The sequence below is a fragment of the Pseudomonas sp. JZ114 genome (assembly GCF_051027705.1).
Classification (GTDB): domain Bacteria; phylum Pseudomonadota; class Gammaproteobacteria; order Pseudomonadales; family Pseudomonadaceae; genus Chryseomonas; species Chryseomonas luteola.
Genome location: NZ_CP069256.1, coordinates 988,249 through 1,013,476 on the forward strand (window position 1 = coordinate 988,249; position 25,228 = coordinate 1,013,476).

Annotated in this window: 19 protein-coding genes; 6 read left to right on the forward strand and 13 right to left on the reverse strand. The window is 56.7% G+C overall.

Annotated features, from left to right (window positions below; all coding sequences use genetic code 11):
* Window positions 1-31 precede the first annotated feature (31 nt).
* From JQR90_RS04610 to JQR90_RS04655, 10 genes are all read right to left on the reverse strand, one after another.
* The gene (locus JQR90_RS04610) at window positions 32-1,483 is read right to left on the reverse strand and encodes an anion permease (protein ID WP_010797247.1); all 1,452 of its coding nucleotides are present in this window, start codon (window positions 1,481-1,483) and stop codon (window positions 32-34) included.
* 214 nt (window positions 1,484-1,697) lie between these two features.
* The gene (locus JQR90_RS04615; RefSeq protein WP_010797248.1) at window positions 1,698-2,705 is read right to left on the reverse strand and encodes a peptide ABC transporter ATP-binding protein; all 1,008 of its coding nucleotides are present in this window, start codon (window positions 2,703-2,705) and stop codon (window positions 1,698-1,700) included.
* Window positions 2,692-3,735, reverse strand: coding sequence for an ABC transporter ATP-binding protein (locus JQR90_RS04620; RefSeq protein WP_073449530.1), 1,044 nt, complete (start codon window positions 3,733-3,735; stop codon window positions 2,692-2,694). Before JQR90_RS04620 ends, JQR90_RS04615 begins: the two co-directional genes overlap by 14 nt.
* Window positions 3,736-3,817: 82 nt before the next feature.
* On the reverse strand, window positions 3,818-4,735 hold the full coding sequence (locus tag JQR90_RS04625; RefSeq protein ID WP_010797250.1) for an ABC transporter permease subunit: 918 nt from the start codon (window positions 4,733-4,735) through the stop codon (window positions 3,818-3,820).
* Window positions 4,736-4,744: 9 nt separating this feature from the next.
* On the reverse strand, window positions 4,745-5,755 hold the full coding sequence (locus JQR90_RS04630; protein ID WP_010797251.1) for an ABC transporter permease subunit: 1,011 nt from the start codon (window positions 5,753-5,755) through the stop codon (window positions 4,745-4,747).
* Window positions 5,756-5,812: 57 nt separating this feature from the next.
* Window positions 5,813-7,405: an ABC transporter substrate-binding protein gene (locus JQR90_RS04635; RefSeq protein ID WP_010797252.1), complete on the reverse strand. Its 1,593-nt coding sequence runs from the start codon at window positions 7,403-7,405 to the stop codon at window positions 5,813-5,815.
* An 89-nt stretch (window positions 7,406-7,494) separates the two neighbouring features.
* Complete coding sequence (locus JQR90_RS04640) at window positions 7,495-9,087, reverse strand: ABC transporter substrate-binding protein (RefSeq protein WP_010797253.1); 1,593 nt, start codon at window positions 9,085-9,087, stop codon at window positions 7,495-7,497.
* 209 nt (window positions 9,088-9,296) lie between these two features.
* Window positions 9,297-10,895 carry an ABC transporter substrate-binding protein gene (locus tag JQR90_RS04645; protein ID WP_010797254.1) on the reverse strand — a complete coding sequence of 533 codons (1,599 nt, stop codon included), beginning with the start codon at window positions 10,893-10,895 and terminating at the stop codon, window positions 9,297-9,299.
* A gap of 69 nt (window positions 10,896-10,964) precedes the next feature.
* Window positions 10,965-12,566, reverse strand: a complete 1,602-nt coding sequence (locus tag JQR90_RS04650) for an ABC transporter substrate-binding protein (RefSeq protein ID WP_010797255.1) — start codon at window positions 12,564-12,566, stop codon at window positions 10,965-10,967.
* 300 nt (window positions 12,567-12,866) lie between these two features.
* A complete protein-coding gene (locus JQR90_RS04655; protein WP_112297888.1) occupies window positions 12,867-13,616 on the reverse strand; it encodes an SIMPL domain-containing protein in 750 nt (249 codons plus the stop codon).
* A gap of 128 nt (window positions 13,617-13,744) precedes the next feature.
* Here JQR90_RS04655 and JQR90_RS04660 point away from each other — a divergent pair, with 128 nt between their 5' ends.
* From JQR90_RS04660 to garD, 6 genes are all read left to right on the forward strand, one after another.
* Window positions 13,745-15,004, forward strand: coding sequence for an ATP-binding protein (locus tag JQR90_RS04660; protein ID WP_074822681.1), 1,260 nt, complete (start codon window positions 13,745-13,747; stop codon window positions 15,002-15,004).
* A 21-nt stretch (window positions 15,005-15,025) separates the two neighbouring features.
* Window positions 15,026-15,583, forward strand: a complete 558-nt coding sequence (locus tag JQR90_RS04665) for a response regulator transcription factor (protein WP_010797258.1) — start codon at window positions 15,026-15,028, stop codon at window positions 15,581-15,583.
* Between the two features lie 144 nt (window positions 15,584-15,727).
* Window positions 15,728-17,470: an ABC transporter ATP-binding protein/permease gene (locus tag JQR90_RS04670; protein ID WP_434140554.1), complete on the forward strand. Its 1,743-nt coding sequence runs from the start codon at window positions 15,728-15,730 to the stop codon at window positions 17,468-17,470.
* Between the two features lie 73 nt (window positions 17,471-17,543).
* Window positions 17,544-18,299, forward strand: a complete 756-nt coding sequence (locus JQR90_RS04675; RefSeq protein WP_010797260.1) for a FadR/GntR family transcriptional regulator — start codon at window positions 17,544-17,546, stop codon at window positions 18,297-18,299.
* 118 nt (window positions 18,300-18,417) lie between these two features.
* Window positions 18,418-19,329, forward strand: coding sequence for a 5-dehydro-4-deoxyglucarate dehydratase (gene kdgD / locus JQR90_RS04680; protein WP_010797261.1), 912 nt, complete (start codon window positions 18,418-18,420; stop codon window positions 19,327-19,329).
* Between the two features lie 548 nt (window positions 19,330-19,877).
* Window positions 19,878-21,434: a galactarate dehydratase gene (gene garD, locus JQR90_RS04685; RefSeq protein ID WP_434140556.1), complete on the forward strand. Its 1,557-nt coding sequence runs from the start codon at window positions 19,878-19,880 to the stop codon at window positions 21,432-21,434.
* A gap of 177 nt (window positions 21,435-21,611) precedes the next feature.
* On the opposite strand, the gene JQR90_RS04690 is transcribed toward garD, so the two are convergent.
* From JQR90_RS04690 to gatA, 3 genes are all read right to left on the reverse strand, one after another.
* Entirely contained in the window at window positions 21,612-22,010 is a 399-nt protein-coding gene (locus JQR90_RS04690; RefSeq protein ID WP_010797264.1) for a septal ring lytic transglycosylase RlpA family protein, read from the reverse strand.
* Window positions 22,011-22,291: 281 nt separating this feature from the next.
* Complete coding sequence (gene gatB, locus JQR90_RS04695) at window positions 22,292-23,737, reverse strand: Asp-tRNA(Asn)/Glu-tRNA(Gln) amidotransferase subunit GatB (RefSeq protein ID WP_010797265.1); 1,446 nt, start codon at window positions 23,735-23,737, stop codon at window positions 22,292-22,294.
* Between the two features lie 19 nt (window positions 23,738-23,756).
* On the reverse strand, window positions 23,757-25,214 hold the full coding sequence (gatA, locus tag JQR90_RS04700; protein WP_010797266.1) for an Asp-tRNA(Asn)/Glu-tRNA(Gln) amidotransferase subunit GatA: 1,458 nt from the start codon (window positions 25,212-25,214) through the stop codon (window positions 23,757-23,759).
* Between the last annotated feature and the right edge of the window lie 14 nt (window positions 25,215-25,228).

The following is a 25,228-nucleotide window of genomic DNA, read 5'->3' on the forward strand; positions in this document are numbered from 1 at the left end:
TTTTCATGGACTGACGCGAAAGCGTAGCGGCTTAGCGCGTCATCAGCAGCCAGGGCGTGCCGATTCCCAGCCATGCAGCCAGGAACAGGAAGCCAAAGATGGCACCCAGGCGCCACCACATCGGTCCAGGCAGATAACCGCTGCCGTAGTAAACCGGGCTAGGGCCGGTACCGTAGGGCGTAATGATGCCCATGATGCCGATGGTGGGCAGAAGCAGCAATACGAAGGTATGCATGTCGATGCCAGGAATACTGGCGGCGGCGGCCACCATAACCGGTAGCAGAGCCGTGGTATGCGCGGTGGCACTGGCGAAGAAGTAGTGCAGCAGGTAGAAGGCAATCGTGAGCAGGACCATCGCCACAGTAGGATCGAAGTGGCCCAGGTAGTTGGCCATCAGCATACCGAACCATTTCACAAAGCCGACCATGTTCAGGCCGTCTGCGAGAGCTACCAAGGTGGCGAACCAGGCAAAGGTGTTCCAGGCGGCTTTATTACTAAGGATATCGTTCCAGGTCACGATGCCGATAATCAACATGAGACTGATCACGAGCATACCAACCAGCGCGGGTGAAATAACGGCAGTACCAAAGATCCACATGGCCAGCGCCAGGACGACCAGAATCAGCAGAATGACTTCGTTGCGCGTCAGGCTGCCCATCTTGGCCAGCTCCTCGGCAGCCCATTTGGGCACTACCTCACCGGACTTCAACTCGGGCGGGCACAGCCAGTAGCTCAACAGTGGCAACAGGGCGAGCAGCAGGATGCCGACCGGCGCGGTGGCCATGAACCATTCACCCCAAGTAATGCGAATGCCGGTGGAGCTTTCCACCAGGGCAACGGCGAGCAGGTTGGGGGCGATACCTGTCAGAAACAGTGTGCTGGTTACACAGGCTGAGGCAATCGCCACCCACATGAGGTAGGTGCCGATGCGACGCATGCTGGGATCGTTGGGGTGCGAGTCATACAGCGGTGGCAGGTTACGCAGAATAGGGTAGAGCGTACCGGCGCTGCGTGCGGTATTAGAGGGCGTAAAGGGGGCCAGAACGGTATCCGCCAGCATGATGGCGTAGCCCAGCGTCAGGGTACGCTTGCCCATGGTTTTAACCAGCCATAAGGCAATACGGCGACCCAGGCCGGTCTTCTCGTAACCCAGGGCAAACATGAACGCGCCAAAGATCAGCCAGACTGTAGAGTTGGTGAAGCCGGAAACGGCCCAGGTAAAGGCCTTGTCGGCCACCTTGAAGCCCGGCTGTGCCAGTTGCTCGGGCGAGAAGAGAGCCCAGGGCGCCAGGACCGCAGCAACCACCACGCCAATCAGGCCGATGACGGCACCTGGTAAGGGTTCAAAGATCAGACCGATCACACAGCCCAGAAATATAGCAAAGAAATGCCATGCGTGCGGTGCCAGCCCCTCGGGAACCGGCAAGGCTGCAATGACGATCGCCACGATCAATGGCGCCATCAACTTGGCCAGCGATTTCATTTTAACTCCCATGCTTTAAAGAGTTTGCGATCTTAGCGCCTGAATGAGACGGCTCAATCGTTTAATTAAACTAAGCGCTAATTGACTTGATTGTTTTTATTGATTAGCAGTTCGGTGAAATTGAGGCAAACGCAGGCCAACCGACAAAAATTCCGGTGGCCATTAGCGTAGGAGAGAGTAGACGCCAGACTGAAAAGTCTGGCGCTGTCCTGGATCAAAGAAAGTTTTCGGCGTAATGGCAGGCAACCTGACGGTTGTCTACATCACGAAGGGCAGGAACTTCTGTCTTGCAGCGCTCAGTTGCGTAGGGGCAACGGCGGTGGAACACGCAGCCAGGTGGCGGATCCAGTGGGTTCGGCAGCTCGCCCTGGATCTTGATGCGTGGCTTGCTGGCGTCCGGTTGCAGGCTTGGCGTGGCTGAAAGCAGCATCTGAGTATAGGGATGCAAGGGCTTTTCAAAGAGTGCATCGCGAGGCCCCTTTTCTGCCGTACAGCCCAGATACATCACCATCACGTCATCGGCGATATGACGCACCACCGACAGGTTGTGTGAGATGAAGACGTATGCAGTATGAAACTCCTGCTGCAGATCCATGAACAGGTTAAGCACTTGCGCCTGGATGGAAACGTCCAGTGCCGACGTCGGCTCGTCCGCTACCAGCACCTTGGGGTTGAGCATCATCGCGCGGGCCACGGCAATCCGCTGGCGCTGGCCGCCAGAGAACATGTGAGGATAGCGCTGATAATGCTCGGGACGCAGGCCTACCTGCTGCATCATGGCCTGTACCTTGTCACGACGCTCGCTACGGGACAGGTTTGTATTGATAACCAGCGGCTCCGCCAGTTGGTCCCCGATCTTCTGCCGTGGATTGAGCGAAGCGTAAGGGTTCTGGAACACCATCTGCACATCGCGGCGCAACTGCTTGCGGACTTCTGCACTGGCACCACTGACCTCATGACCGCCAATGTTGAGCGAGCCGGAGGACGGCTCCTCGATCAGCGTCAAGGCACGGGCGAGGGTGGATTTGCCACAGCCCGACTCACCGACGACCGCCAGTGTCTTGCCGGGTACCAGGTCAAACGAGACACCGTTCAGGGCGCGTACGGTAGCTTGACCTTTGAACAGACCTCGGGAGACATGGTAATGACGTGTCAACGCTCGGGCGGTGAGTACGCTATCCGCTGGTTTGGCAGCGTTGGTATTCAAATCAGGCGCGGCCATGGGTTTCTCCAGGTAGATGACTAGGACGCTGGAACTCCGGCAAGACTTCCGGCCACTGCGCAGGGTTCAGGTTGCGCGGGAAGAAGCAGCGGACTGAGCCGCTGATACCATCGTGGGTATAGGGCTCGAGGGCAGGGCGTTCCAGACAGCGTGGCTGTGCGTAAGGGCAGCGCGGCGACAGCAGACAGCCCTTGGGTCGATCGTAACGGCCGGGAACAATACCAGGCAGCGTAGAGAGCCGTTCGCCAAGGCTATGCTCGGGGATGGCGGCCAGCAGCGCTTCCGTGTAGGGATGTTTGGGTGCCTGAAAGATATCCGGCACAACGCCGGTTTCCACGGACTGGCCGGCGTACATCACGCAGACCCGCTGAGCCGTCTCAGCCACTACGGCAAGGTCATGAGTGATCAGGATCAGGGCCATGCCTTCATCACGCTGAAGGTTGAGCAGCAGGTCCATGATCTGCGCCTGAATGGTAACGTCCAGCGCTGTGGTTGGTTCGTCGGCAATCAGCAGCTTGGGTTCTGCCGCAATCGCCATGGCGATTGCCACGCGCTGGCTCATGCCGCCGGACAGTTGATGTGGGTAGGCGGAAAGGCGGCTCGCTGCGGCTGGAATCTCCACCCGCTCAAGCAGTTGAAGCGCCCGCTGGCGGGCTTCTCGGCCTCGCAGACCCAGGTGCTGGCGAATCACCTCTTCGATCTGATAACCCACCGTGTAACTGGGGTTCAGGGCGGTCATCGGGTCCTGAAAGACCATGGACAGGTCCTTGCCGATCAGCTGACGCCGGGCACGACCCTTGAGCTTGAGCAGATCCTGGTCTGCAAAGCTCAGCCGATTGGCCGTGACCTTACCGGGCGCATCGATCAGGCCCATTACAGACATCATGGTCACGGACTTGCCGGAGCCGGATTCACCTACAATGGCCAACACTTCGCCCTGGTCGATGGTCAGGTCGAGACCTTCGACGACCGGGATGGCATCTTCACCGCCAAAGCGGACATTCAGATTCTGGATTTCCAGGAGGCTCATGGCTGCTCCTTGATCAATAAGCAGGAATCGATCGGCAACGGGCTGCCGCATCGAGACAACGAAAGAATGATTGGCAAGCCGGTCATGACTGCACCTTCAGGCGAGGGTCGAGGGCGTCACGCAGGCCATCACCCATCAGGTTAATAGCCAGTACGCTCAAAAGAATGGTCAGGCCGGGCAGGGTAACCACCCACCAGGCGCGCTCAATGTAATCACGGGCCGATGCCAGCATGGTGCCCCACTCAGGGGTGGGCGGCTGTACGCCGAGGCCAAGGAAGCCCAGGGCCGCCGCATCCAGAATGGCCGAGGAAAAGCTCAAGGTAGCCTGAACGATCAGAGGTGCCATGCAGTTAGGCAGTACGGTGACGAACATCAGGCGCAGGCGTCCGGCACCTGCCAGTCGAGCAGCCGTTACATAGTCGCGATTCACCTCACCCATGACAGCGGCTCGGGTCAGGCGCACGTAGGAGGGCAGCGAGACAATGGCAATGGCAATGACGGTATTGGACAGGCCTGGGCCGAGAATTGCCACGATAGCTACCGCCAGCAGCAACGATGGCAGGGCCAGCATGATATCCATCAGGCGCATGATGAAAGGGCCGGCTCGCGTGGGCGAAAAGCCTGCAATCAGCCCGAGCAGGATGCCGGGAATGAGTGAACAGATCACCGAGGCCAAACCGATCATCAGTGACAGCCGTGCGCCGTGAATCAGGCGGGACAACAGGTCGCGTCCCAGTTCATCGGTGCCCAGCAGGAACTGCGTCGTGCCGCCTTCCAACCAGGAGGGAGGCGTCAGCAGGAATTCACGGAACTGCTCGCTGGGATCGTGGGGTGCAACCCAAGGGGCGAACAGGGCGCAGATCACGATGATAGTCATGAACAACAGGCCGCCCAGGGCGCCTTTGTTGTGGGAAAACGCTTTCCAGAACTCCTTGTACGGAGACGGATACAGGACAACCTGATCTTCGACCTGAGCGCCTTGTGGCAAAGTACGTTCCATAGGGCCTCCTTAGCGCTGATGGCGGATACGGGGGTTGGCAAAGCCGTAGAGAATGTCCACGACAAAGTTCACCAGGATGACAAGGGTGGCGATCAGCAGGATGCCGTTCTGCACGACGGGATAGTCGCGACGGGAAATCGCATCGATCAACCATTTGCCTACACCAGGCCAGGAAAAGATCGTTTCGGTCAGCACGGCGCCAGCGAGCAGGCTGCCCACCTGCAGGCCCAGTACGGTGAGAACCGGGATCAACGCGTTACGCAGTGCGTGGATGAATACGACACGGGCTGGCGACAGGCCTTTGGCACGAGCCGTACGTACGTAATCTTCTCGCAGCACTTCCAGCATGGCGGAGCGCGTCATCCGTGCGATAACTGCCAGGGGAATCGTGCCTAGCACAATAGAGGGCAGAATCAGGTGGTGGAGGGCGTCCATGAACGCGCCTTCTTCATCGGACAACAGGCTGTCGATCAGCATAAAGCCGGTTTTGGGCTCGATGTCGTAAAGCAGATCGATCCGGCCAGACACCGGGGTCCAGCCGAGCTGTACCGAAAAGAACATGATAAGGATGAGGCCCCACCAGAAGATCGGCATGGAAAAGCCCGTCAGGGAAATGCCCATCACACCGTGGTCAAACAATGAACCGCGGCGAAGCGCTGCGATCACTCCGGCCAGAAGGCCCAGCACGGTAGCAAAGATCATAGCGCAGAGAGCCAGTTCCAGGGTGGCCGGAAAGAGGGTGGTGAACTCGTGCCACACATTGTCACGGGTAATCAGCGACTCTCCCAGGTTGCCGTGGGCAAGGTTGCTGAGATAGTCGAAATATTGCTGGTAGAGCGGCTTGTCGAGCCCGAGGCGATGCAGTGCTTCGGCATGCATCTGCGGATCGACGCGGCGCTCGCCCATCATGACCTCTACCGGATCGCCAGGAATCAGGCGAATCAGGGAAAAAGTCAGTAGCGTGACACCGAAAAACGTCGGTATCAGCAAGCCCAGGCGGCGGGCAATAAAACTGAACATGGGGTTGAATACTCCTCATCGGAGGCAGGGAAGCGTGCCCTGCCTGTTTCCGTCTTTTTATTTTGCGTACGTTGTAGCGAAATTGTTGTTGGCCAAGGGACTCAGGTGATAGCCCTCGACGTTGCTGCGCATGACGTTGAACAGCTTGGGATAGGCCAGGGGGATCCAGGGCGCATCGTTGTGGAAGATCACTTGAGCCTGCTTGTAGAGCTCGGCTCGCTCATTTTCATCCTGGCTGGTACGAGCCTTGTCCAACAGGGCGTTAAACTCCTTGTTGCACCAGCGTGCACTGTTTTCGCCTGACTTTGCGGCATCACATGACAAGTTAGGCGTCAGGAAGTTATCCGGATCGCCGTTGTCACCTGCCCAGCCAAAGAAGAGCAGATCGTGCTCGCCTTGCTTGGCTCGGCGAATCAGCTCACCCCACTCCAGATTGCGGATGTCCAGTTGTACGCCGACCTTGGCCAGGTCGGCCTGAAGCATTTGAGCACCCAGCGCAGGGTTGGGGTTGGTCGGGCCGCCGCCTGAACGTGTAAACACGGTCAGCTTGAGGCCTTTCTCCATGCCGGCCTCTTTCAGCAGTGCCCGCGCCTTTTCAGGGTCGTAGGGCCAGTCCTGAATATCACGGTTATACCCCAGAAGGGTAGAGGGATACGGATTGACGGCAGGCACAGCGTTGCCTTCACCAAACAAGGCCTTGATGTAGGCGTTCTTGTCAAAGGCCAGATTCAGGGCCTGACGGATACGCACATCGTTCAGCGGTTTATGCTCGGTGTTCATGGCAACATAGGCAATTAGCAGTGCTTCGCCTTCAGCAAGCTTAAGGTTCGGGTCCTTGCGGATGGCTGGAATATCGTCCGGTTTAGGATAAACGCCTACCTGACATTCACCAGCTCTCACGCGCTGCAGGCGTACATTGCTGTCGAGGGTGATGGCAAGGACCAAGCCATCAGCTGGAGGTTTGCCTTCGAAATACTCGGGGTTAGCCTTGAAACGTACCTGAGCATCCTTGGTATAGCGCGAGAAAATGAACGGACCGGTACCGACCGGCTTGAAGTTGAGCTGATCAAACTGTCCGGCTTTTTCCAGTTGAGCGGCATATTCAGCCGAATAGATCGATGCAAAGCCCATCGCCATGTCCCGCAGGAAAGGTGCTTCCGGACGATTGAGCACGAAGCGGATCGTGTAGTCGTCGACCTTATCGATCGACTTGATCAGATTTTGCAGTCCCATGGCCTCAAAATAGGGGAAGCCATGCTGCGCCTTGTCGTGCCAGGTGTGCTTGGCATCGTATTGGCGCATGAAGCTCCACATCACGTCGTCGGCATTGAATTCACGTGTGGGCTTGAAGTAATCGGTTGTCTGAAACTTCACCCCTTTACGCAGGTGGAAGGTGTAGGTCATGCCGTCTTCGCTGACGTCCCAACGCTCTGCCAAACCAGGCTCGATGTCGGTAGTGCCGGGCTTGAAGTCTACGAGGCGGTCGAATAGCGTCTCAGCTGAGGCGTCAGCCGTCGTGGCTGCGGTGTACTGAGCGATGTCGAAGCCTTCAGGACTGGCTTCCGTACATACCACCAGAGGTTTGGCTTGAGCCAGGGTGGCGGCGCCAAGCAGACTCACGGCAAGCGCGATTCGTGTTAATGCATGCATAGGGATGCTCCTAGGTCTGTAACCGGTCTACGGCATAGAGCGAGCCTCGATCAGCCTGATCGGGCTCGTCTTCTTTTTGGGAAAAGCGCTTAATCCAGGCGCACAGTTGAAAAATCGTTTTTACCCAGAGGGCTCATGACAAAGCCGCTGACGTTGCTACGTGTCACAACGTTCCTCACAGGCTGTGAGGTGGGAATCCAGGGGATTTCGTTGTGAAAGATCTCCTGGGCCTTGCGGTAGAGCTCAGCGCGCTTGTCCAGATTACTGGTACGGCGAGCCTGCTCTACCAGCGAGTCGAACTCGGCATTGCACCAGCGTGCACGGTTCTCGCCGTTTTTGGCTGCCGAGCAGGTGAGGTTGGGTGACAGGAAATTGTCCGGATCGGCATTGTCACTGACCCAGCTCATGCTGAGGATATCGTGTTCACCCTGCTTGCCACGACGAACAAATTCGCCCCATTCGTACTGACGAATATTGACCTTGATACCGATCTTGGCCATGTCTCCCTGAAACAGCTGGGCGACTCGCAAGGTATTTCCCGAGGGGCCTGACCCGGTAGAGCTCATATAGGTCAATTCCAGCCCGTTGGGGTAGCCCGCTTCGGCCAAGAGCTGCCTGGCCTTTTCCAAGTCATACGGCCAGGGTTTGATATCGGTGTTATAGCCCAGCATGGCAGGGGGATAGGGACCCCAGACCGGCTTGGCTGCGCCTTCACCGTACAGGGCCTTGATCGTACCCTCCTGATCGGTTGCCATGGCAATGGCCTGACGGACGCGTACATCGCTGAGTGGCTTGTGCGTTACGTTCAGAGCATTGAAGCCTATGGTCAGCTCCTCGACGCTCAGTACTTTCAGATTGGGGTCTTTTTTTAACGCCGGAACGTCTGACGGCTTGGGGGTCAGTGAAATCTGGCATTCGCCTCGCTTCAGACGTTGCAGGCGCACGCTGGAGTCCAGTGTAATGGCTTGTACCAGATCGACTGCTGGCGCACCGTCCCAATAGTTGGAGTTGGCCTTGTAGCGCACCTGCGAGTCGCGGCTGTAGCGCTCGAAAACAAAAGGTCCCGTACCTACCGGTTTGAACCCCAGATCATCAGTTTTTCCGCTCTTGAGCAGCTGATCAGCATATTCAGCTGAGAGAATTGAGGTAAAACCCATGGCCAGATCAGCCAGGAAGGGCGATTCTTCATGTTGAAGAACAAAGCGCACCGTATGGTCGTCGACCTTTTCAATATGGTCGATGATCTTGCTCATCTCCATCGAGTCGGAGAAGGGGAAGCCTTTGCTGGCTAATTCGTGCCAGGGGTGCTTGGGATCGATCTGACGCTCGAAGCTCCAGATTACATCATCGGCCGTCAGCTCACGGGTAGGCTTGAAGTAGCTGGTACTATGAAATTTAACACCCTTGCGCAGGTAAAACGTGTACTGGAGACCATCCGGGCTGATGTCCCACCGCTCGGCCAGTGACGGCTGAAGCTCCGTCGTGCCGGGTTTGAACTCCACCAGCCGGTTATAAAGAGGCTCATCTGCCGCATCGGCTGTATAACGCGAGGAGTGAACCGCCGGATCGAATGTCTCCGGACTGGCCTCGGTACATGCCACCAACGTTTTGGCTTGTGCCTGTACAGCCGTTGCCAACGCAACCGCCAACAGACAGGTATTCAGCCTGAATGCAGCTTTCATCTTTCGTTAGGCTCCATGGTGAGGCGGTAACAGTCGGGTTGCGACTGTAACCGCTTGCAATCCCGTCGATGGGTATCGGCGGAAGGTGTCCCTGCCGGGGTCCGCTGGCATCGCTCGGGTAAAGCGTCGCACCAGAGGAAATCCGGCAAACCGGCTGCCTGCGTGCTGATCGAGCACGTCGCCGGCGGCAATACAGGACAGCCTGCCTCTCATCGGGCAAGGCTGACGCCATAGAATGCGCTAAGCCCGAAGGGGCTGATCTTGAAGTCCTGGACTTCCTTGCGCATGGGTTGATAAACGATGGAATGGGCGATCGGTGTGATCGGCACGGCGTCCTTCAGCACATGCTGCGCCTGCTTGTACAAGCGAATACGTTCCTCACGATCATTGCTGATCTTGGCCTGTTTGATCAGCTTGTCATAGGCCGGATCGCACCATTTGGAGTAGTTGCTGCCATTGACGGCATCGCAGCTGTATAAAACGCCCAGCCAGTTGTCTGGATCACCATTGTCTCCGGTCCAGCCGTAGATCATTACATCGTGTTCGCCCTGACGGGCACGCTTGATGTACTCGCCCCACTCATACGTGACGATGTTGGCCTTGATGCCGATCCTGGCCCAGTCCGCCTGTACCATCTGCGCAGACAGGCGGGCGTTGGGGTTGGATGCGCGAACGACCGGCATGGCCCATAGGTTGAGCTGTGTGCCTTGCTTGATACCGGCCTTCTTGAGGAGCGCCTTGGCCTTTTCCGGATCGTAGGGGGCATCCTTGATCGTGTCGTCATAGGACCACTGCGCCGGTGGCATGGAGTTGGTGGCGAGCTTTCCATTACCCTGGTAGACGGCATCGATGATGGCCTTCTTGTTGATGGCCATGTCCAATGCCTGACGGACTTCGAGCTTGTCCAGCGGCGGATGCTGAACGTTGTAGGCGAAATAGCCCAGGTTGAAACCGGGTTGTTGGAGCACCTTCAGGCTGGAGTCTTTCCTGACCTCGGCAATATCTGCCGGACGTGGATAACCACTGATCTGGCACTCACCCGCCTTGAGCTTTTGCAGGCGAGTAGCGGCGTCCGTCGTAATGGCAAAGATCAGGTTGTCGAGTTTGACGTCCTCGGGCTTCCAGTAATCCTTGTTGCCCTTGTAACGAATGACCGCATCCTTCTGGTAGCGACTGAATACAAAAGGTCCGGTACCGATCGGGTACTGGTTGATATCGGCTGCTTTGCCCTGCTTGAGCAAATGATCGGCATATTCGGCTGACTGGATGGAGGCAAAGCTCATGGCCAGGTCCGAGGCAAAGGCGGCATCGGTCTGATTCAGCGTAAAGACAACGGTGTAATCGTCTCGCTTTTCGATCTTGGCGATGTTCTTGTCCAGGCCCATGTCGCTGAAGTAGGGGAATTCACTCGGGTAGGCCTTACGGAACGGGTGCTCCTTATCGAGCATACGCTGAAACGTGAACACGACATCGTCGGCATTGAATTCACGTGTCGGCTTGAAGTAGTCGGTCGTATGAAACTTCACGCCCTTGCGCAGATGAAAGGTATAAACCTTGCCGTCTGGAGAAATCTCCCACTTTTCGGCCAGCCCCGGTGTCAGGGTAGTGCCGCCACGCTCGAATTGAACCAGGCGATTGAATACCGTCTCGGCAGACGCATCGAACTCGGTTCCGGAGGTGTACTGAGCAGGGTCGAAACCGGCCGGGCTGGCTTCGGAGCAATACACGAGATTGCTCGCCGCCTGGGCGAGCGGAGCGGCTGCAAGCAGGCTTGCAGTAAGAAAGGAGAGGGCGAAGGACGTACGCATGGATGAATTCCCGTCAGTCAAGTAAAGCGGAGCGTTCGGGGTTTTACCCTACGAACGCTCCGCCGCCAATCACTTGCTGACGCTTACGCCATAGAACTCGTTCAATCCAAAGGGACTGATCTTGAAGTCCTGGACTTCCTTGCGCATCGGCTGGAACACCGTCGAGTGCGCGATCGGCGTAATCGGAACCTGTTGTTTCAGGATCTGCTGAGCCTGCATATACAGCTTGGTCCGCTCGTCCATATCGGTGGTGCGCTTGGCGGCCTTGATCAGCTTGTCGTATTCCGGCTGGCACCAGCGAGAGTAGTTGTTACCGCCGATGGCATCGCAACCGTACAGGGTGCCCAGCCAGTTGTCCGGGTCACCATTGTCGCCGGACCAGCCGATCAGCAGGGTGTCATGTTCACCGGCCTTGGCGCGCTTGTTGTACTCGCCCCATTCATAGCTGACGATCTTGGCCTTGATGCCCACCTTGGCCCAATCCTGCTGGATCATCTCGGCCATCTGACGTGCATTCGGGTTATAGGGACGCTGAACAGGCATGGCCCAGAGGGTGATTTCCGTTCCTTCCTTCACACCAGCCTGCTTGAGGAGCGCCTTGGCTTTTTCCGGGTCGAAGGGTGCATCCTTGAGGCTGTTGTCATAGGACCACTGGGTCGGCGGCATACCGTTGACCGCCATCTGGCCAGCGCCCTGGTAGATCGCGTCGATGATGGCCTTCTTGTTGATAGCCATGTCCAGCGCCTGGCGGACTTCGAGCTTGTCCAGTGGTGGATGCTGAACGTTGTACGCCAGATAACCATCGTTGAAGCCGGGCTGTGAAGGCACCTTCAGGTTGGGATCGTTCTTGAGCCCTTCCAGGTCGGCCGGGCGTGGGTAAACGGTAATCTGGCATTCGCCGGCTTTGAGCTTTTGCATGCGGACCGAGGCGTCGGAACTGATCGAGAAGATCAGGTTGTCCACCTTGGCACCTTCTTCCGGATCCCAATAATCCTTGTTGGCCTTGAAACGAATGACCGCATCTTTCTGGTAGCGGCTGAAGACGAATGGGCCTGTTCCGACAGGCTTCTGGTTGATGTCACTGGGCCGACCGGACTTGAGGAGCTGGTTGGCGTACTCCGAAGACTGGATCACAGCGAATGGCATGGCCAAGTTCTGAATGAACGCCGCGTCGACCTCTTTCAGGGTCATGCGTACCGTGTAGTCGTCCACCTTTTCAAGTTTGGTGATGTTTTCATCGAGGCCCATGTCAGTGAAATAGGGGAACTCGGTAGGGTAGGCCTTACGGAACGCACTGTTCTTGTCCAGCATGCGCTCGAAAGTGAATACCACATCGTCTGCGTTGAATTCGCGGGTCGGCTTGAAGTATTCCGTAGTATGGAATTTCACGCCCTTGCGCAAATGAAAGGTGTAGGTCCTGCCGTCTTCGCTGACATCCCAGCTGCTTGCAAGCCCGGGCTGCACTTTGGTGCCGCCGCGTTCGAACTCGCTCAGGCCATTGAACATGGTTTCAGCAGAGGCATCGAAGTCCGTTCCGGTGGTGTACTGTGCAGGATCGAAGCCTGCCGGGCTGCCCTCAGAGCAAAAAACCAGGTTACTGGCTGCCTGAGCAAATGGGGTTCCGGCCAATAAACCAGCCGCAATGAGAGATGAAAGTAACTTCTTATGCATGCAGACCTCGGTTGGCTGATGTCGACTCAGGCGATGGATACGTCTGGGTCATACAGAAACAGTTGAGACTTTTTGGGTCATTGGGCGGACGCTATGCAGGAGATATGCCTGTAATAGGATGACTGACGAGTCAGCGGCAGGTTGTGGAGTAACGCTGAATGTTTGTGTCGCAAAAATATAAAAATAGGCGAGCTAGAGCGGAAAAATGAAACTGTTCCTACGGTAACAGCACCAAATTGTGTTACCGCAGGTGTGTTTTGCACCAAATTGGAGCGATGCAAGCGGGGTCTTTGCTTTAATTTAGGGCGTCTGCACTTCAATGACACCATCGGCCGTGATAGACACTGCGCTAGTACCTGCTTCGATATCCTGGCTGGGTGCGCTTTCAGCGTAAGCCATAGTCTTCATTCTCATCATGGGCATAGGGCCGGTAGCGTTGTTGGTTATCAGGTTGAGATTCACAAGCTTGTAACCGGAACCGCCCAGGGCATCGGTTGCTAGTTGAGCACGTGCCTTGAAGGCGTTGACGGCCTCCTTGAGCAGGGCATCTTCACTTTTCTTGCGCGTCTCGTCAGCAACAGTAAAGGTCATGCCGCCCATTTTGAGGGTACCCAACAGGTCGGCTGTCAGGCGGGAAAGGCTGGCAAAGTCACTGCTCTGCAAGTGAAGCTCACCACGCTCGCGCCAGGCGGTAATGGTCTGGCGTTTATCGTCATACAGCGGAAAACTGTTGCGCCCTCCCTGACTGATCTCGACGCCATTGACCTTGCGCGCAGCCTCGACCCCTTCGTTGAGCGCCTTGGTGATGTCCGCCGCCAGTTTGGCAGGGTCATTACCTTGCTGTTCGGTATAAAGCGTTACCTGCATGCGGTCTCGCGGAACATCCTGGCTGACTTCGGCGCGCAGGCTGATCTGGTTGTAACGAGGCTCCTCGGCCTGTGCTGCATGGGAAACACTGATCAGTGCACCCGCTGCCATGATCGATGCCATCCCTCTGGACAAATGTTTAGTCAAGGCAGGTGAGGTGGCGAGACGGGAAAAGACAGGCATCATGGACTCCTTTCGTTCATTAACAGTGACTTCCGTTCTATCCTATGGGTTTGTGCGGCGCTATGTCGCGCCTTGCGGACAGAAATGGGCCAGAGCCACCGTTATACTCGCCGCCCCTGGATAAATACATGTTTGAATCTCCTGTGCAGTGGTTATCCGCTAGTCGTCAAAACTTGGGTCGTCTTGTTCTCATTCGCGTACTGGTGCTGGCTGCCCAAGCCGGTTCGGTAGGGGCTGCCTGGCTCTCCGATATCGTCGAGCTACCATGGCTGGCTATCAGCGCCACATTAGGTCTGTCCGCGCTACTCTGTGGCATCACTGCGCTGCGCCTGAGTCGAGACTGGCCTGTAACCGAGCAGGAGTATGCGGCGCATCTTGCCTTCGACCTGCTTATCCACAGCGTGCTGCTCTACTATGCCGGAGGGGCAACCAATCCCTTCGTGTCCTACTACCTGGTGCCGCTGACCATTGCGGCGGCAACCCTGCCTTGGCTCTACACGTTGCTGCTGGCGGGCCTTGCCTTGGTCAGCTTCACGTTCATGCTGATCTGGTTCCGGCCACTGCAACTTCTGATCAACCCAGGTGGCGAGATTCTGAGTTACGGCATGTGGCTGAGCTTTGCGCTATCGGCGGCACTGATCACCTTTTTCGTCGCCAAAATGGCTGAAGCGCTCCGCCACCAAGAGCTGCTGCAGGCCCAGCGCCGTGAGCAGGGGATGCGCGATCAGCAGCTGCTGGCGGTGGCCACGCAGGCCGCTGGCGCTGCCCATGAGCTGGGTACGCCATTGTCGACCATGAGCGTACTGCTCAAGGAGCTCCGCCAGGAGTACACCGATAAGGCTGAGCTGCAGGAAGACCTGTCGCTTCTACAGGATCAGGTTCAGCTCTGTAAGGAAACCCTGCAGCAGCTGGTGCGCGCCGCTGAAGCGGATCGCCGTCAAACTATTCATGAGCAAACGGCACTGGAGTGGCTGGAAGCCGTACTGAGTCGCTGGCATCTGATGCGGCCCGAGGTCAGTTACCGCTTTGAATGTCCAAGCGTAGGCGCAGCGCCTCGTTTGATTCCACCCACGGATCTGACTCAGGCGCTTCTTAACCTGCTGAACAATGCTGCTGATGCCTGTCCGGATAATCTGCTGGTAACCCTGTCGTGGAATGCCGCGGAAATATGCCTGTCCATTAGAGATCGTGGCCCGGGTGTACCGCTGGCCATTGCCGAGCAGATCGGTAAACCGTTCTTTACGACCAAGGGTAAAGGCTTTGGTCTAGGGTTATTCTTGAGTCAGGCGAGTGTGACCCGTGTCGGTGGTACAGTGAAGCTGTATAACCATGAAGAAGGCGGCACGCTGACCGAGCTGCGTCTGCCACGTCAGTATCCATTGGTCTGAACTGCTGTCGCGAGGATTACAATGAGCGAAAACATTCAACATGACGATGAGCAGCCCCATCTGCTGCTGGTCGACGACGATGCCACTTTTACCCGCGTCCTGGCACGGGCCATGGATCGTCGCGGGCTGCGCGTATCGGTCGCGGGCTCGGCAGAAGAGGGCTACGAGCTGGCCAAGCAGGATCTACCGGATTACGCCGTGCTGGATCTCAAAATGGAAGGCGATTCCGGCCTTGTCCTGTTGCCCAAGCTGCTTGAGCTGCATCCCGACATGCGCGTCGTGATTCTTACCGGTTATTCCAGCATTGCCACGGCGGTCGAAGCGATCAAGCGTGGTGCTACGAATTATCTGTGCAAGCCTGCCGACGCAGATGATGTGTTGACCGCGCTACTTTCCCAGCATGCCGATGTGGACAGTCTGGTGCCGGAAAACCCGATGTCGGTTGATCGGTTGCAGTGGGAGCATATTCAGCGAGTCTTGAACGAGCACGACGGCAATATTTCGGCAACGGCACGTGCACTTGGAATGCACCGTCGTACTTTGCAGCGCAAGTTGCAGAAGCGTCCGGTTCGCCGCTGATCAGCTGATCCCCTTCCGGCTGGAAGGGGATTGATAAAAATGAACAGAAATCTTTTGTTACGTTTGGTGTGACAGAAACCATTCAGCTTGGCTGCCCTATGATGGCCTTTGGTTACGTTATTACGTGCTTACCGAGCTGGAGCGATGAGAGAGAAAGATACTCCCGTACCGCCTGTGTATGGTTCGACCAAAGGCCATTTCCTGTCCCGCGTTTGGGCATTGACGATACCCTATTGGCGCAGTGAAGAAAGAAAGAAAGCCTGGCTGTTGCTGGTTGCTGTGATAGTCCTTTCGCTGGCGGGTGTCGGCTTGTCAGTGGTATTCAATACTTGGAACCGGTATTTCTACGATGCCCTGCAAAATCATGATCTGAAGTCCTTTACGCGTCTTATTTTGTATTTTTGCGGCTTGGCGGCCCTGTTCATTCTGCTGGCCGTATACCGGCTTTACCTGACCCAGATGCTTACCATCCGGTGGCGACGCTGGCTGACCGAGCAGCATTTCTCGCTATGGCTTAGGCACCGCAACTATTACCACTTGGAGCAGAAGGGGGGCGCAGACAACCCGGACCAGCGTATTGCCGAAGATCTGAACAGCTTTACGGACATGACGCTCTCCCTGGGGTTGGGATTCATCCGCACCATCGTCAGCCTGATTTCCTTTTCTGTCATCCTGATCACTATGTCAGGCAGTATCGAGCTGTTTGGCATCACCGTTCCTCATTACATGTTCTGGGCTGCAGTACTGTATGCCGCCATCGGCACCGTTCTGACGCATTACATTGGTCGACGGTTGATTGGCCTTAGCAATCAGCAGCAGCGCTATGAAGCGGATCTGCGTTTTGGGTTGATTCGTGTCCGGGAGAATGCCGAGAGCATTGCACTCTATAACGGGGAGCAGAACGAGCAGCAACGGCTCCAGGAACGATTCGGGCACGTCTGGGGCAACTTTTGGATGCTGATGCGCTATCAGAAGCGTCTGACCTTCTTTACCTCCGGCTACTCGCAGATTGCCGTCATCATTGGCGCCGTACTTTCGGCACCGCGCTATTTCAGTGGCAAGATCCAGCTTGGCGACATGATGCAGATCAGCGACTCGTTCAGTAATGTTCAAGGCAGCTTGAGCTGGTTCATTGACGCATACCTGCAATTGGCGAACTGGCGTGCTGTAACTGATCGTATCCTGAGTTTTCGCGATACCATGCACAGGCATGAGGCTCAGGCTTCCGCCATTACGCTGGAGCGCGGCGAGGATGCATTGGTATTCGACAGGCTCCAGGTTTCGCTGGCCAACCAGACGCACTCACTGATCGACCCTATCAGCGGCCGCATTGAGTCAGGCGAGCATGTGCTTATCAGCGGTCCCTCAGGGGGTGGCAAAAGCACCCTGCTACGGGTTATCGCAGGGCTGTGGCCCTATGGTAGCGGGACAGTAAGTCTTCCGATTGGTCGATGCCTATTTCTGCCGCAACGACCTTACCTGCCTATTGGAACATTAAGGGCTGCGTTGAATTATCCTGGGGAAGTTCAGCATGCGCCAGAGTGCCTCGAGAGCGTGCTAAGGCAATGCCGTCTGGCGCATCTGGTTTCTGTCATGGACGAGGCTAACCATTGGGAACGGCGCCTCTCTCCTGGAGAGCAACAGCGCCTGGCCATTGCTCGGGCTATCCTGTACCAACCGCACTGGCTGTTTCTGGATGAAGCGACTTCTGCCCTGGATGAGCGTGATCAAACCGCCATGTACACCTTGTTACGAGAGCACTTACCCGATACGACACTGGTGAGTGTAGGGCATCGAAGCAGTCTGCAACGCTTCCATCAGCGGATCTTGCGCCTGGAGGAGGGCATCCTCAAGGACGTTACTGTCTATGAAAGTGCCCAACTTTAGATTAATAGGGTCATCCTACAACGCGGTTACGCTATTATGGTTCATATTTCCAAGACGCCCTGAATGAACCCTTATGCAAAACAGTAACGTGACTCCTCGCCCACGTAAAAAGTCTCGCAGTCTGGCCGAAAACGTTGTCGAGGTCATGAAGGCTCGTATTCGTGACGGCGACCTGAAACCCGGCGACAAGCTGCCGACCGAGTCGGCCATCATGCAGGAGCAGGGCGTCAGCCGAACGGTGGTCCGTGAGGCGATCTCGCGCCTGCAGGCTGCAGGGCATGTCGAAACGCGCCACGGGATCGGTACGTTTGTGCTGGAGCGGCCTGCCGAGGGGCCACTGTTCATCGATCCGGCTACCATCACAACCTTGCGTGATGTGTTGGCAATGCTTGAGTTGCGAATCAGTCTGGAGGTTGAAGCTGCCGGTCTGGCGGCGCAGCGCCGAAATGACGAGCAGCTTCAGGAGATGCGTCGTCTGCTGGATCAAATGAAAGCTCGCACCGAGCAGCCTGCCGAGGCTGTCAGTTTCGATCTGCAGTTTCATTTGCAAATTGCCATGTCTACGGGCAATCGTTATTTCAGCGACATCATGACCTACCTCAGTAGCGTTCTGATCCCCCGCACCCGTCTCAACTCAGCTTACCTGGCTCACGATGATCAGCAGCGCTATCAGCTGCGCCTGGATGGCGAGCATGAAGACATCTACAACGCTATCGCTCGGCAGGACACTGATGCGGCACGTGCAGCGATGCGCCTGCATCTAACCAACAGTCGCGAGCGACTACGTCGAGCCAATGAAGAGGTAGGAACAGGCCAGAATTCACGCTGATTAAAAAATCTGCGTAAGGGGAGTTGTACCCTGGAATCTATAGTTGTACGATGACTGACAACGGGCGATAGCCTGTCTCATTAACTTCTGTATGCCGTCAGGCCAGGGTGCAACAAAAATGACTCCACAAGAACTCAAGCACACCCTTTCATCCGGATTGCTGTCCTTTCCGGTAACCGATTTCGATGCGCAGGGCGACTTCCGCCGCGATACCTACATCAAGCGTCTGGAATGGCTGGCGCCCTACGGTGCCAGCGCCCTGTTTGCGGCGGGCGGCACCGGTGAGTTCTTCTCGCTGGACCAGAAGGAATACTCCGACATCATCAAAACGGCCGTGGACACCTGCAAGGGCATGGTCCCGATTCTGGCCGGTGCCGGTGGCCCAACCCGCGTGGCGATCCAGCAGGCTCAGGAAGCCGAGCGCCTGGGCGCCCAGGGCATCCTGCTGCTGCCGCACTACCTGACCGAAGCCAGCCCTGAAGGCGTGGCCGCGCATGTCGAGGCGGTGTGCAAGTCCGTCAAGTTTGGCGTGGTGGTGTACAACCGTAACGTCTGCCGTTTGAAGCCTGACCAGCTGGAAATGCTGGCCGAGCGTTGCCCGAATCTGATCGGCTTCAAGGATGGCATGGGTGACATCGAGCTGATGGTCTCCATCCGCCGTCGCCTGGGTGATCGCTTCACCTACCTGGGCGGTCTGCCGACCGCTGAAGTCTATGCCGCGGCCTACAAGGCGCTGGGTGTACCGGTGTACTCCTCGGCGGTGTTCAACTTTGTTCCCAAGACGGCCATGGACTTCTACAAGGCCATCGCTGCGGATGACCACGAGACCGTGGGCAAGCTGATCGATGACTTCTTCCTGCCGTACCTGGACATCCGTAACCGCTGCGCAGGTTATGCGGTAAGCATCGTCAAGGCCGGTGCGAAGATCGCAGGTTACGACGCCGGTCCGGTACGTGCACCGCTGACTGATCTCAAGCCTGACGAGTACGAGCGTCTGGCTGCGCTGATGGACAAACTCGGTCCGCAGTAAGTGTGTAAATGGCTGACTGGTTTTAGTAGACCAGTCAGCCATTTTTGTTTTATTGTGTTCTGAAATGATTGCGCTATCATTTGGTTGTGTAAGCAAAGGCGATGTTCTCGCCTGGCTATAAAAGACTACCCGCGACAAGAATAACGAGTGGGGGCAGAGTGAATATCAACCGAGTCAGTGTGACATCGCTTGCCTTGTCAGGCACTTCATTGCTCGGTGCTCTTGGCATTCGCAGACCCCGCATTCTGCGCGCGATCAGCTTTTCTGAACGCTTATCTTTAGTCATCCCGCTTGCCATGGTCGGCTCCCTTATCGGAACGCTAAGGGTTGCCAGAACCTGTCATTTGTCCAGTGGCGGGTCGATCAGGTGCTCTTTATTGCAACCAGTGGCGAAGCGTGGAGAAGCGTCCGCGTGTGTATCGGTGACTCACAGCGGAGGTATGGGGATGGATGAGTTGACCGTCGGTTTACGTTGAATAACAGAACGCGGGCAGAGCATCGCTCTGTTCGCATGCCTTAGCCTGAGTGAGTATAAGAAGGAGTGAGTCATGCAGTTGATTGAACACCAGGACTCGCCTCGTTACATCCGACTTCATGCTGACGATAACGTCGCAATCGTTGTAAACGAGCAAGGTGTTGCAGCCGGTGGCCAGTTTCCAGACGGTCTCGTGACCATCGAGGCCGTTCCGCAAAGTCACAAGGTAACGCTGGTTGATATCCCCGAAGGCGGCGCTGTTCTGCGCTATGGCACAGTGATCGGATATGCCCTGAAACCCATTCTACGGGGCTCCTGGGTGAAAGAGGAGTTGCTTAGCCTGCCTTCGCCGCCCCCGCTGGACAACCTGCCGCTGGCAACTGATGTACCGCCTACCCAGCCTCCGCTGGAAGGTTTTACCTTTGAGGGTTTCAGAAACCCGGACGGTAGCGTCGGGACGCGCAATATCCTGGGTGTGACCACCACGGTTCAATGTGTGACCGGTGTGCTTGATCATTGCATCGAGCGTGCCCGTAAGGAACTGCTGCCTAAATATCCGTATATGGATGACGTCATCGCATTGACTCACAGCTATGGTTGCGGTGTAGCGATCAACGCCCCCGATGCTGTCGTACCCATTCGTACGCTGCGTAACATCAGTCGTAATCCCAACCTCGGTGGCCAGGCACTTGTCATCAGCCTGGGATGTGAAAAGCTTCAGGCCAGCCAGATCATGCCGGACGATGAATTGCCTTCTGGTATCGATGAAGAGGAATGGCTGTTCCGCCTCCAGGATTCCAATACCGGTTTCAGCGGTATGGTCGAGCAGATTCTTGGCATGATCGAGGATCGCCTGAAGGTGCTGAACGAGCGCCGTCGTGAGCCATGTCCGGCTTCCGATCTGGTGGTCGGTATGCAGTGCGGCGGCAGTGACGCCTTTTCCGGGGTAACAGCCAATCCGGCATTAGGTGTTGCGGCTGACCTGTTAGTGCGCGCAGGGGCTACCGTGATGTTCTCGGAAAACACCGAGGTGCGCGACGGTATCCATCTGCTGACCTCGCGGGCGGCTACACCTGAAGTCGCCAAGGCCTTGGTTCGTGAAATGGATTGGTACGACCGCTATCTGGATCGCGGCATGGCGGATCGCAGTGCAAATACGACGCCCGGTAACAAGAAGGGTGGCCTGAACAACATCGTGGAAAAGGCCATGGGCTCGATTGCCAAGTCGGGTTCCAGTCCTATTGCAGGGGTGGTATCGCCAGGCGAGCGTGTCAAGGGTAAAGGCCTGTATTACTGCGCAACACCTGCCAGTGACTTTATCTGCGGTACGCTTCAACTGGCTGCCGGTATGAACCTGCACATTTTTACTACAGGTCGCGGAACGCCTTATGGTCTGGCCATGGTGCCTGTCATCAAGGTAGCAACACGCACCCAGCTGGCCGAGCGCTGGCCGGATCTGATCGACGTAGACGCCGGTCGGGTGACATCGGGCCGAATGACACTGGAAGAGTTGGGTTGGGAGATTTTCCATCTCTACCTGGATGTTGCCAGTGGCCGCAAAAAGACATGGGCTGAACACCACAAGCTGCATAACGATCTGACACTGTTTAATCCGGCTCCAGTGACCTGATGGCTAAGTGAAGTACAAAACAGCGGAGCTTGGTGCTCCGCTGTTTTTTGCCTATCAGGATAAGCGCCTGGTTCGGGACAGCGAATTGAAAGGGCGTCCCTCATGCCAGGACGCTAGCTAGGTATAAGGCAAGCTGACCTCTCTGCTCCAACGCATTATTAGCCCCGTCTAGTCAAATCAGTCCAAGGCCCTGATCTGGACTTTCGCAACGCCATCAGAAATCAAGCCGATTGAACTGGCCGCATTGCGTGACAGATCAATAATCCGTCCACGTACGTGAGGACCACGGTCATTGATGCGTACGACTGCACGCTTTCCGTTGCTCAGGTTGGTCACCTCGACTCGCGTGCCAAAGGGCAGCGTACGATGAGCGGCTGTCATCTCCGAAGGATTGTAGCGTTCTCCGCTGGCAGTGCGGCGTCCGGCATGGCGTTTGGCGTAGTAAGAAGCGAGGCCGGAGTCCTGGTAACCATGAACAGCAGCAGGTGACATGGGTGAAGAATAAGGCTCTCGGTTGGCACACCCGGCAAACAGTATGGTGAGCGATAGAAGAGCAATGCGTAGGCTCCATGACATATCGAAAGCTTCCTGGCGATTTGATATCAGATTGGCTATATGACTCTCTTGAGTTCAAGCCGTTTCGCTGTAATTACGTGCTGAAACACATTCCAGGACTAGTCCGACATTCAGCCCTGAAGATTGTATAAGCGTGCGTAATCTATAGGCGCAGGCCAAGTCCATCGCTCAGAAAGCTCGACTGCTTCGCATCGGCTGAAAAAGAAAAATGAAGAAAGAAGAAGTAGATTCGTGAGTGGCATAGCCATGACGCAAGGTTGCGTCATGGCTATCGGAGGAGGTTAACCTGCCAGCTTTTTCTTCAGCAATTCGTTGACTTGCTGAGGATTGGCCTTGCCTTTGGAGGCCTTCATCGCCTGGCCTACGAAGAAGCCAAACATCTTTCCGCGCTTGGCCTCATCACTGGCACGGTACTGCTCGACCTGGGCGGCGTTGGCTGCCAGGACTTCATCCAGCATGGACTCAATAGCGCCGGTGTCGGTTACCTGCTTGAGCCCCTTCTTTTCGATGATCTCATCGGCAGAACCTTCGCCAGCGGCCATGGCTTCGAACACCATCTTGGCGATCTTGCCGGAAATGGTGTTGTCCTTGATACGCAGGATCATGCCGCCCAAATGCTCAGCGGAAACTGGCGAGTCGGCGATATCCAGATCCTGCTTGTTGAGCAGGCTGGAAAGCTCGCCCATGACCCAGTTGGCGGCCAATTTGGCATCGCCGCTGACCTGTTGGACCTGCTCGAAATAATCGGCCATTTCACGGCTGGAGGAGAGGACCGTCGCGTCATACGTAGATAGGCCAAAGTCACGCTCGAAGCGCTCACGCTTCTGCTGCGGCAGCTCTGGCAGCAGACTCCGTGTCTCTTCGAGAAAACTGTCTTCGATCACCACGGGCAGAAGGTCAGGGTCAGGAAAGTAGCGATAGTCGTTTGCTTCTTCCTTGCTGCGCATAGCCCTTGTGTCATCGAGGTTAGGGTCGTATAGACGCGTTTCCTGAATGACTTTGCCACCATCCTCAATGAGGTCAATCTGGCGTTGAACCTCACGATTGATCGCCTTCTCGATGAAGCGGAACGAGTTAACGTTCTTGATCTCGGCGCGAGTACCAAACTCGGCCTGACCTTTCGGACGAACCGAGACGTTGCAGTCGCAACGCAGCGAGCCCTCGTTCATGTTGCCATCACAGATGCCCAGGTAACGCACGAGTGCATGAATGGCCTTTACGTAGGCAACGGCTTCCTTGGCGCTGCGGATGTCCGGCTCAGAGACGATCTCCAGGAGTGGCGTGCCGGCGCGGTTCAGGTCGATGCCCGTCATGCCCTGGAAGTCCTCGTGCAGGCTCTTGCCCGCATCTTCTTCCAGATGCGCACGGGTGATACCGATGCGCTTGACGGTACCGTCGTCTAATGTAATGTCCAGGTGGCCCTTGCCTACGATAGGCAATTCCATCTGGCTGATCTGATAGCCCTTGGGCAGGTCAGGGTAGAAGTAGTTCTTGCGCGCAAAAACGTTACGCTGGCCAATGTGTGCGTCGATGGCCAGGCCAAACTTGACGGCCATGCGCACTGCTTCCTGGTTGACTACTGGCAGTACGCCGGGCATGCCCAGGTCGATCAGGCTGGCCTGGGTATTAGGCTCGGCACCAAAGGTGGTGGAGCTGCCAGAAAATATCTTCGATTTCGTGGAGAGCTGTGCGTGAATTTCCAGCCCGATCACGGTTTCCCATTGCATGTGAGTCGTCCTCTGCCTTCTATTCCAGGAACCCAGTCGGGGCTTTCGTATGCCAATCGGTTGCCTTCTGGTACTGATGGGCGATGTTGAGCAGGCGGCCTTCCTGGAAGTAGGGGGCCAGCAGCTGTACGCCAACGGGCAGGCCGTCGACAAAGCCGGCCGGCATCGAAAGACCAGGAACGCCGGCAAGGTTGGCAGTGATGGTATAGATATCCATCAGGTATTCAGCCACGGGATCGTTGTTCTTCTCGCCGAGTTTCCACGCCACGCTGGGCGTCGTCGGGCCAAGAATGACGTCCACATCATTGAAGGCGGTCATGAAGTCGTTCTTAATCAGGCGGCGGATACGTTGTGCCTTCAGGTAGTAGGCATCATAGTAACCGGCAGAAAGTGCATAGGTGCCCACCATGATCCGACGGCGAACCTCATCACCAAAGCCTTCTGCGCGGGAGCGTTTGTACAGATCGGTCAGGTCTGCCGGGTCTTCACAGCGATAACCGAAACGTACACCGTCATAGCGCGACAGGTTGGAAGACGCTTCCGCCGGTGCGATCACGTAATAGGCAGGTATCGCGTGCTGCATGTTTGGCAGACTGATGTCCTTGACGGTTGCGCCCAGCGCCTTCAACGCTTCTACAGCCTTGAGCGTAAGATCTGCGATACGGCTGTCCAAGCCCTCACCGAAATACTCTTTCGGCAGGCCAATGCGCAGGCCGGCGAGCGGCTTGCCCAGGCAGGCCAGATAGTCATCGACCGGTTGGTCTACGCTGGTGGAGTCCTTGGGGTCGAAGCCTGCCATTGCCTGCAAGAGTAGGGCGCAGTCTTCGGCGTTGCGGGCCAGCATGCCGCCCTGATCGAGGCTGGAGGCATATGCAATCATGCCCCAGCGGGAGACGCGCCCATAGGTGGGCTTGAGGCCAGTCAGGTTGGTCAGCGCCGCAGGCTGGCGGATCGAGCCGCCGGTATCGGTACCGGTTGCAGCCGGGACGAGGCGAGCCGCTACTGCCGCCGATGAGCCACCTGAAGAGCCGCCTGGAATACGAGAGGTGTCCCAGGGGTTCTTGACGGGGCCGTAGTGGCTGGATTCGTTGGCCGAGCCCATCGCGAACTCGTCCATATTCAATTTGCCCAAGCTTACAACGCCTGCATCTGCCAGCTTCTGAACCACAGTGGCGTTGTAGGGCGCGATGAAGTTATCAAGCATTTTCGAGCCGCAGCTGGTGCGAATGCCCTGAGTGCAGAAGAGGTCTTTGTGTGCGATCGGTGCCCCTAGGAGCGCGCCGGTTTCGCCCGCTGATCGGCGCTGATCGGCGATTTTGGCCTGCTCAATGGCCTGTGTTTCCGTCACGGTGATAAAGCTGTTGAGCTGTGGATCAACCCGGGCGATGCGGTCCAGCAGGGCGCGAGTCAATTCCTCGGCAGAAAATTCCTTTGCCGATAGCGCACGGCTGATCTCGGCCAGGGTCAACGTATGCATAGGGGTGTCCTTCA

Excerpts from the sequence above, each read along its gene's own strand:
- JQR90_RS04610 (WP_010797247.1), bottom strand. The coding sequence starts at position 1,483 with ATGAAATCGCTGGCCAAGTTGATGGCGCCATTGATCGTGGCGATCGTC.
- JQR90_RS04615 (WP_010797248.1), bottom strand. The coding sequence starts at position 2,705 with ATGGCCGCGCCTGATTTGAATACCAACGCTGCCAAACCAGCGGATAGC.
- JQR90_RS04620 (WP_073449530.1), bottom strand. The coding sequence starts at position 3,735 with ATGAGCCTCCTGGAAATCCAGAATCTGAATGTCCGCTTTGGCGGTGAA.
- JQR90_RS04625 (WP_010797250.1), bottom strand. The coding sequence starts at position 4,735 with ATGGAACGTACTTTGCCACAAGGCGCTCAGGTCGAAGATCAGGTTGTC.
- JQR90_RS04630 (WP_010797251.1), bottom strand. The coding sequence starts at position 5,755 with ATGTTCAGTTTTATTGCCCGCCGCCTGGGCTTGCTGATACCGACGTTT.
- JQR90_RS04635 (WP_010797252.1), bottom strand. The coding sequence starts at position 7,405 with ATGCATGCATTAACACGAATCGCGCTTGCCGTGAGTCTGCTTGGCGCC.
- JQR90_RS04640 (WP_010797253.1), bottom strand. The coding sequence starts at position 9,087 with ATGAAAGCTGCATTCAGGCTGAATACCTGTCTGTTGGCGGTTGCGTTG.
- JQR90_RS04645 (WP_010797254.1), bottom strand. The coding sequence starts at position 10,895 with ATGCGTACGTCCTTCGCCCTCTCCTTTCTTACTGCAAGCCTGCTTGCA.
- JQR90_RS04650 (WP_010797255.1), bottom strand. The coding sequence starts at position 12,566 with ATGCATAAGAAGTTACTTTCATCTCTCATTGCGGCTGGTTTATTGGCC.
- JQR90_RS04655 (WP_112297888.1), bottom strand. The coding sequence starts at position 13,616 with ATGCCTGTCTTTTCCCGTCTCGCCACCTCACCTGCCTTGACTAAACAT.
- JQR90_RS04660 (WP_074822681.1), top strand. The coding sequence starts at position 13,745 with ATGTTTGAATCTCCTGTGCAGTGGTTATCCGCTAGTCGTCAAAACTTG.
- JQR90_RS04665 (WP_010797258.1), top strand. The coding sequence starts at position 15,026 with ATGAGCGAAAACATTCAACATGACGATGAGCAGCCCCATCTGCTGCTG.
- JQR90_RS04670 (WP_434140554.1), top strand. The coding sequence starts at position 15,728 with ATGAGAGAGAAAGATACTCCCGTACCGCCTGTGTATGGTTCGACCAAA.
- JQR90_RS04675 (WP_010797260.1), top strand. The coding sequence starts at position 17,544 with ATGCAAAACAGTAACGTGACTCCTCGCCCACGTAAAAAGTCTCGCAGT.
- kdgD (WP_010797261.1), top strand. The coding sequence starts at position 18,418 with ATGACTCCACAAGAACTCAAGCACACCCTTTCATCCGGATTGCTGTCC.
- garD (WP_434140556.1), top strand. The coding sequence starts at position 19,878 with ATGCAGTTGATTGAACACCAGGACTCGCCTCGTTACATCCGACTTCAT.
- JQR90_RS04690 (WP_010797264.1), bottom strand. The coding sequence starts at position 22,010 with ATGTCATGGAGCCTACGCATTGCTCTTCTATCGCTCACCATACTGTTT.
- gatB (WP_010797265.1), bottom strand. The coding sequence starts at position 23,737 with ATGCAATGGGAAACCGTGATCGGGCTGGAAATTCACGCACAGCTCTCC.
- gatA (WP_010797266.1), bottom strand. The coding sequence starts at position 25,214 with ATGCATACGTTGACCCTGGCCGAGATCAGCCGTGCGCTATCGGCAAAG.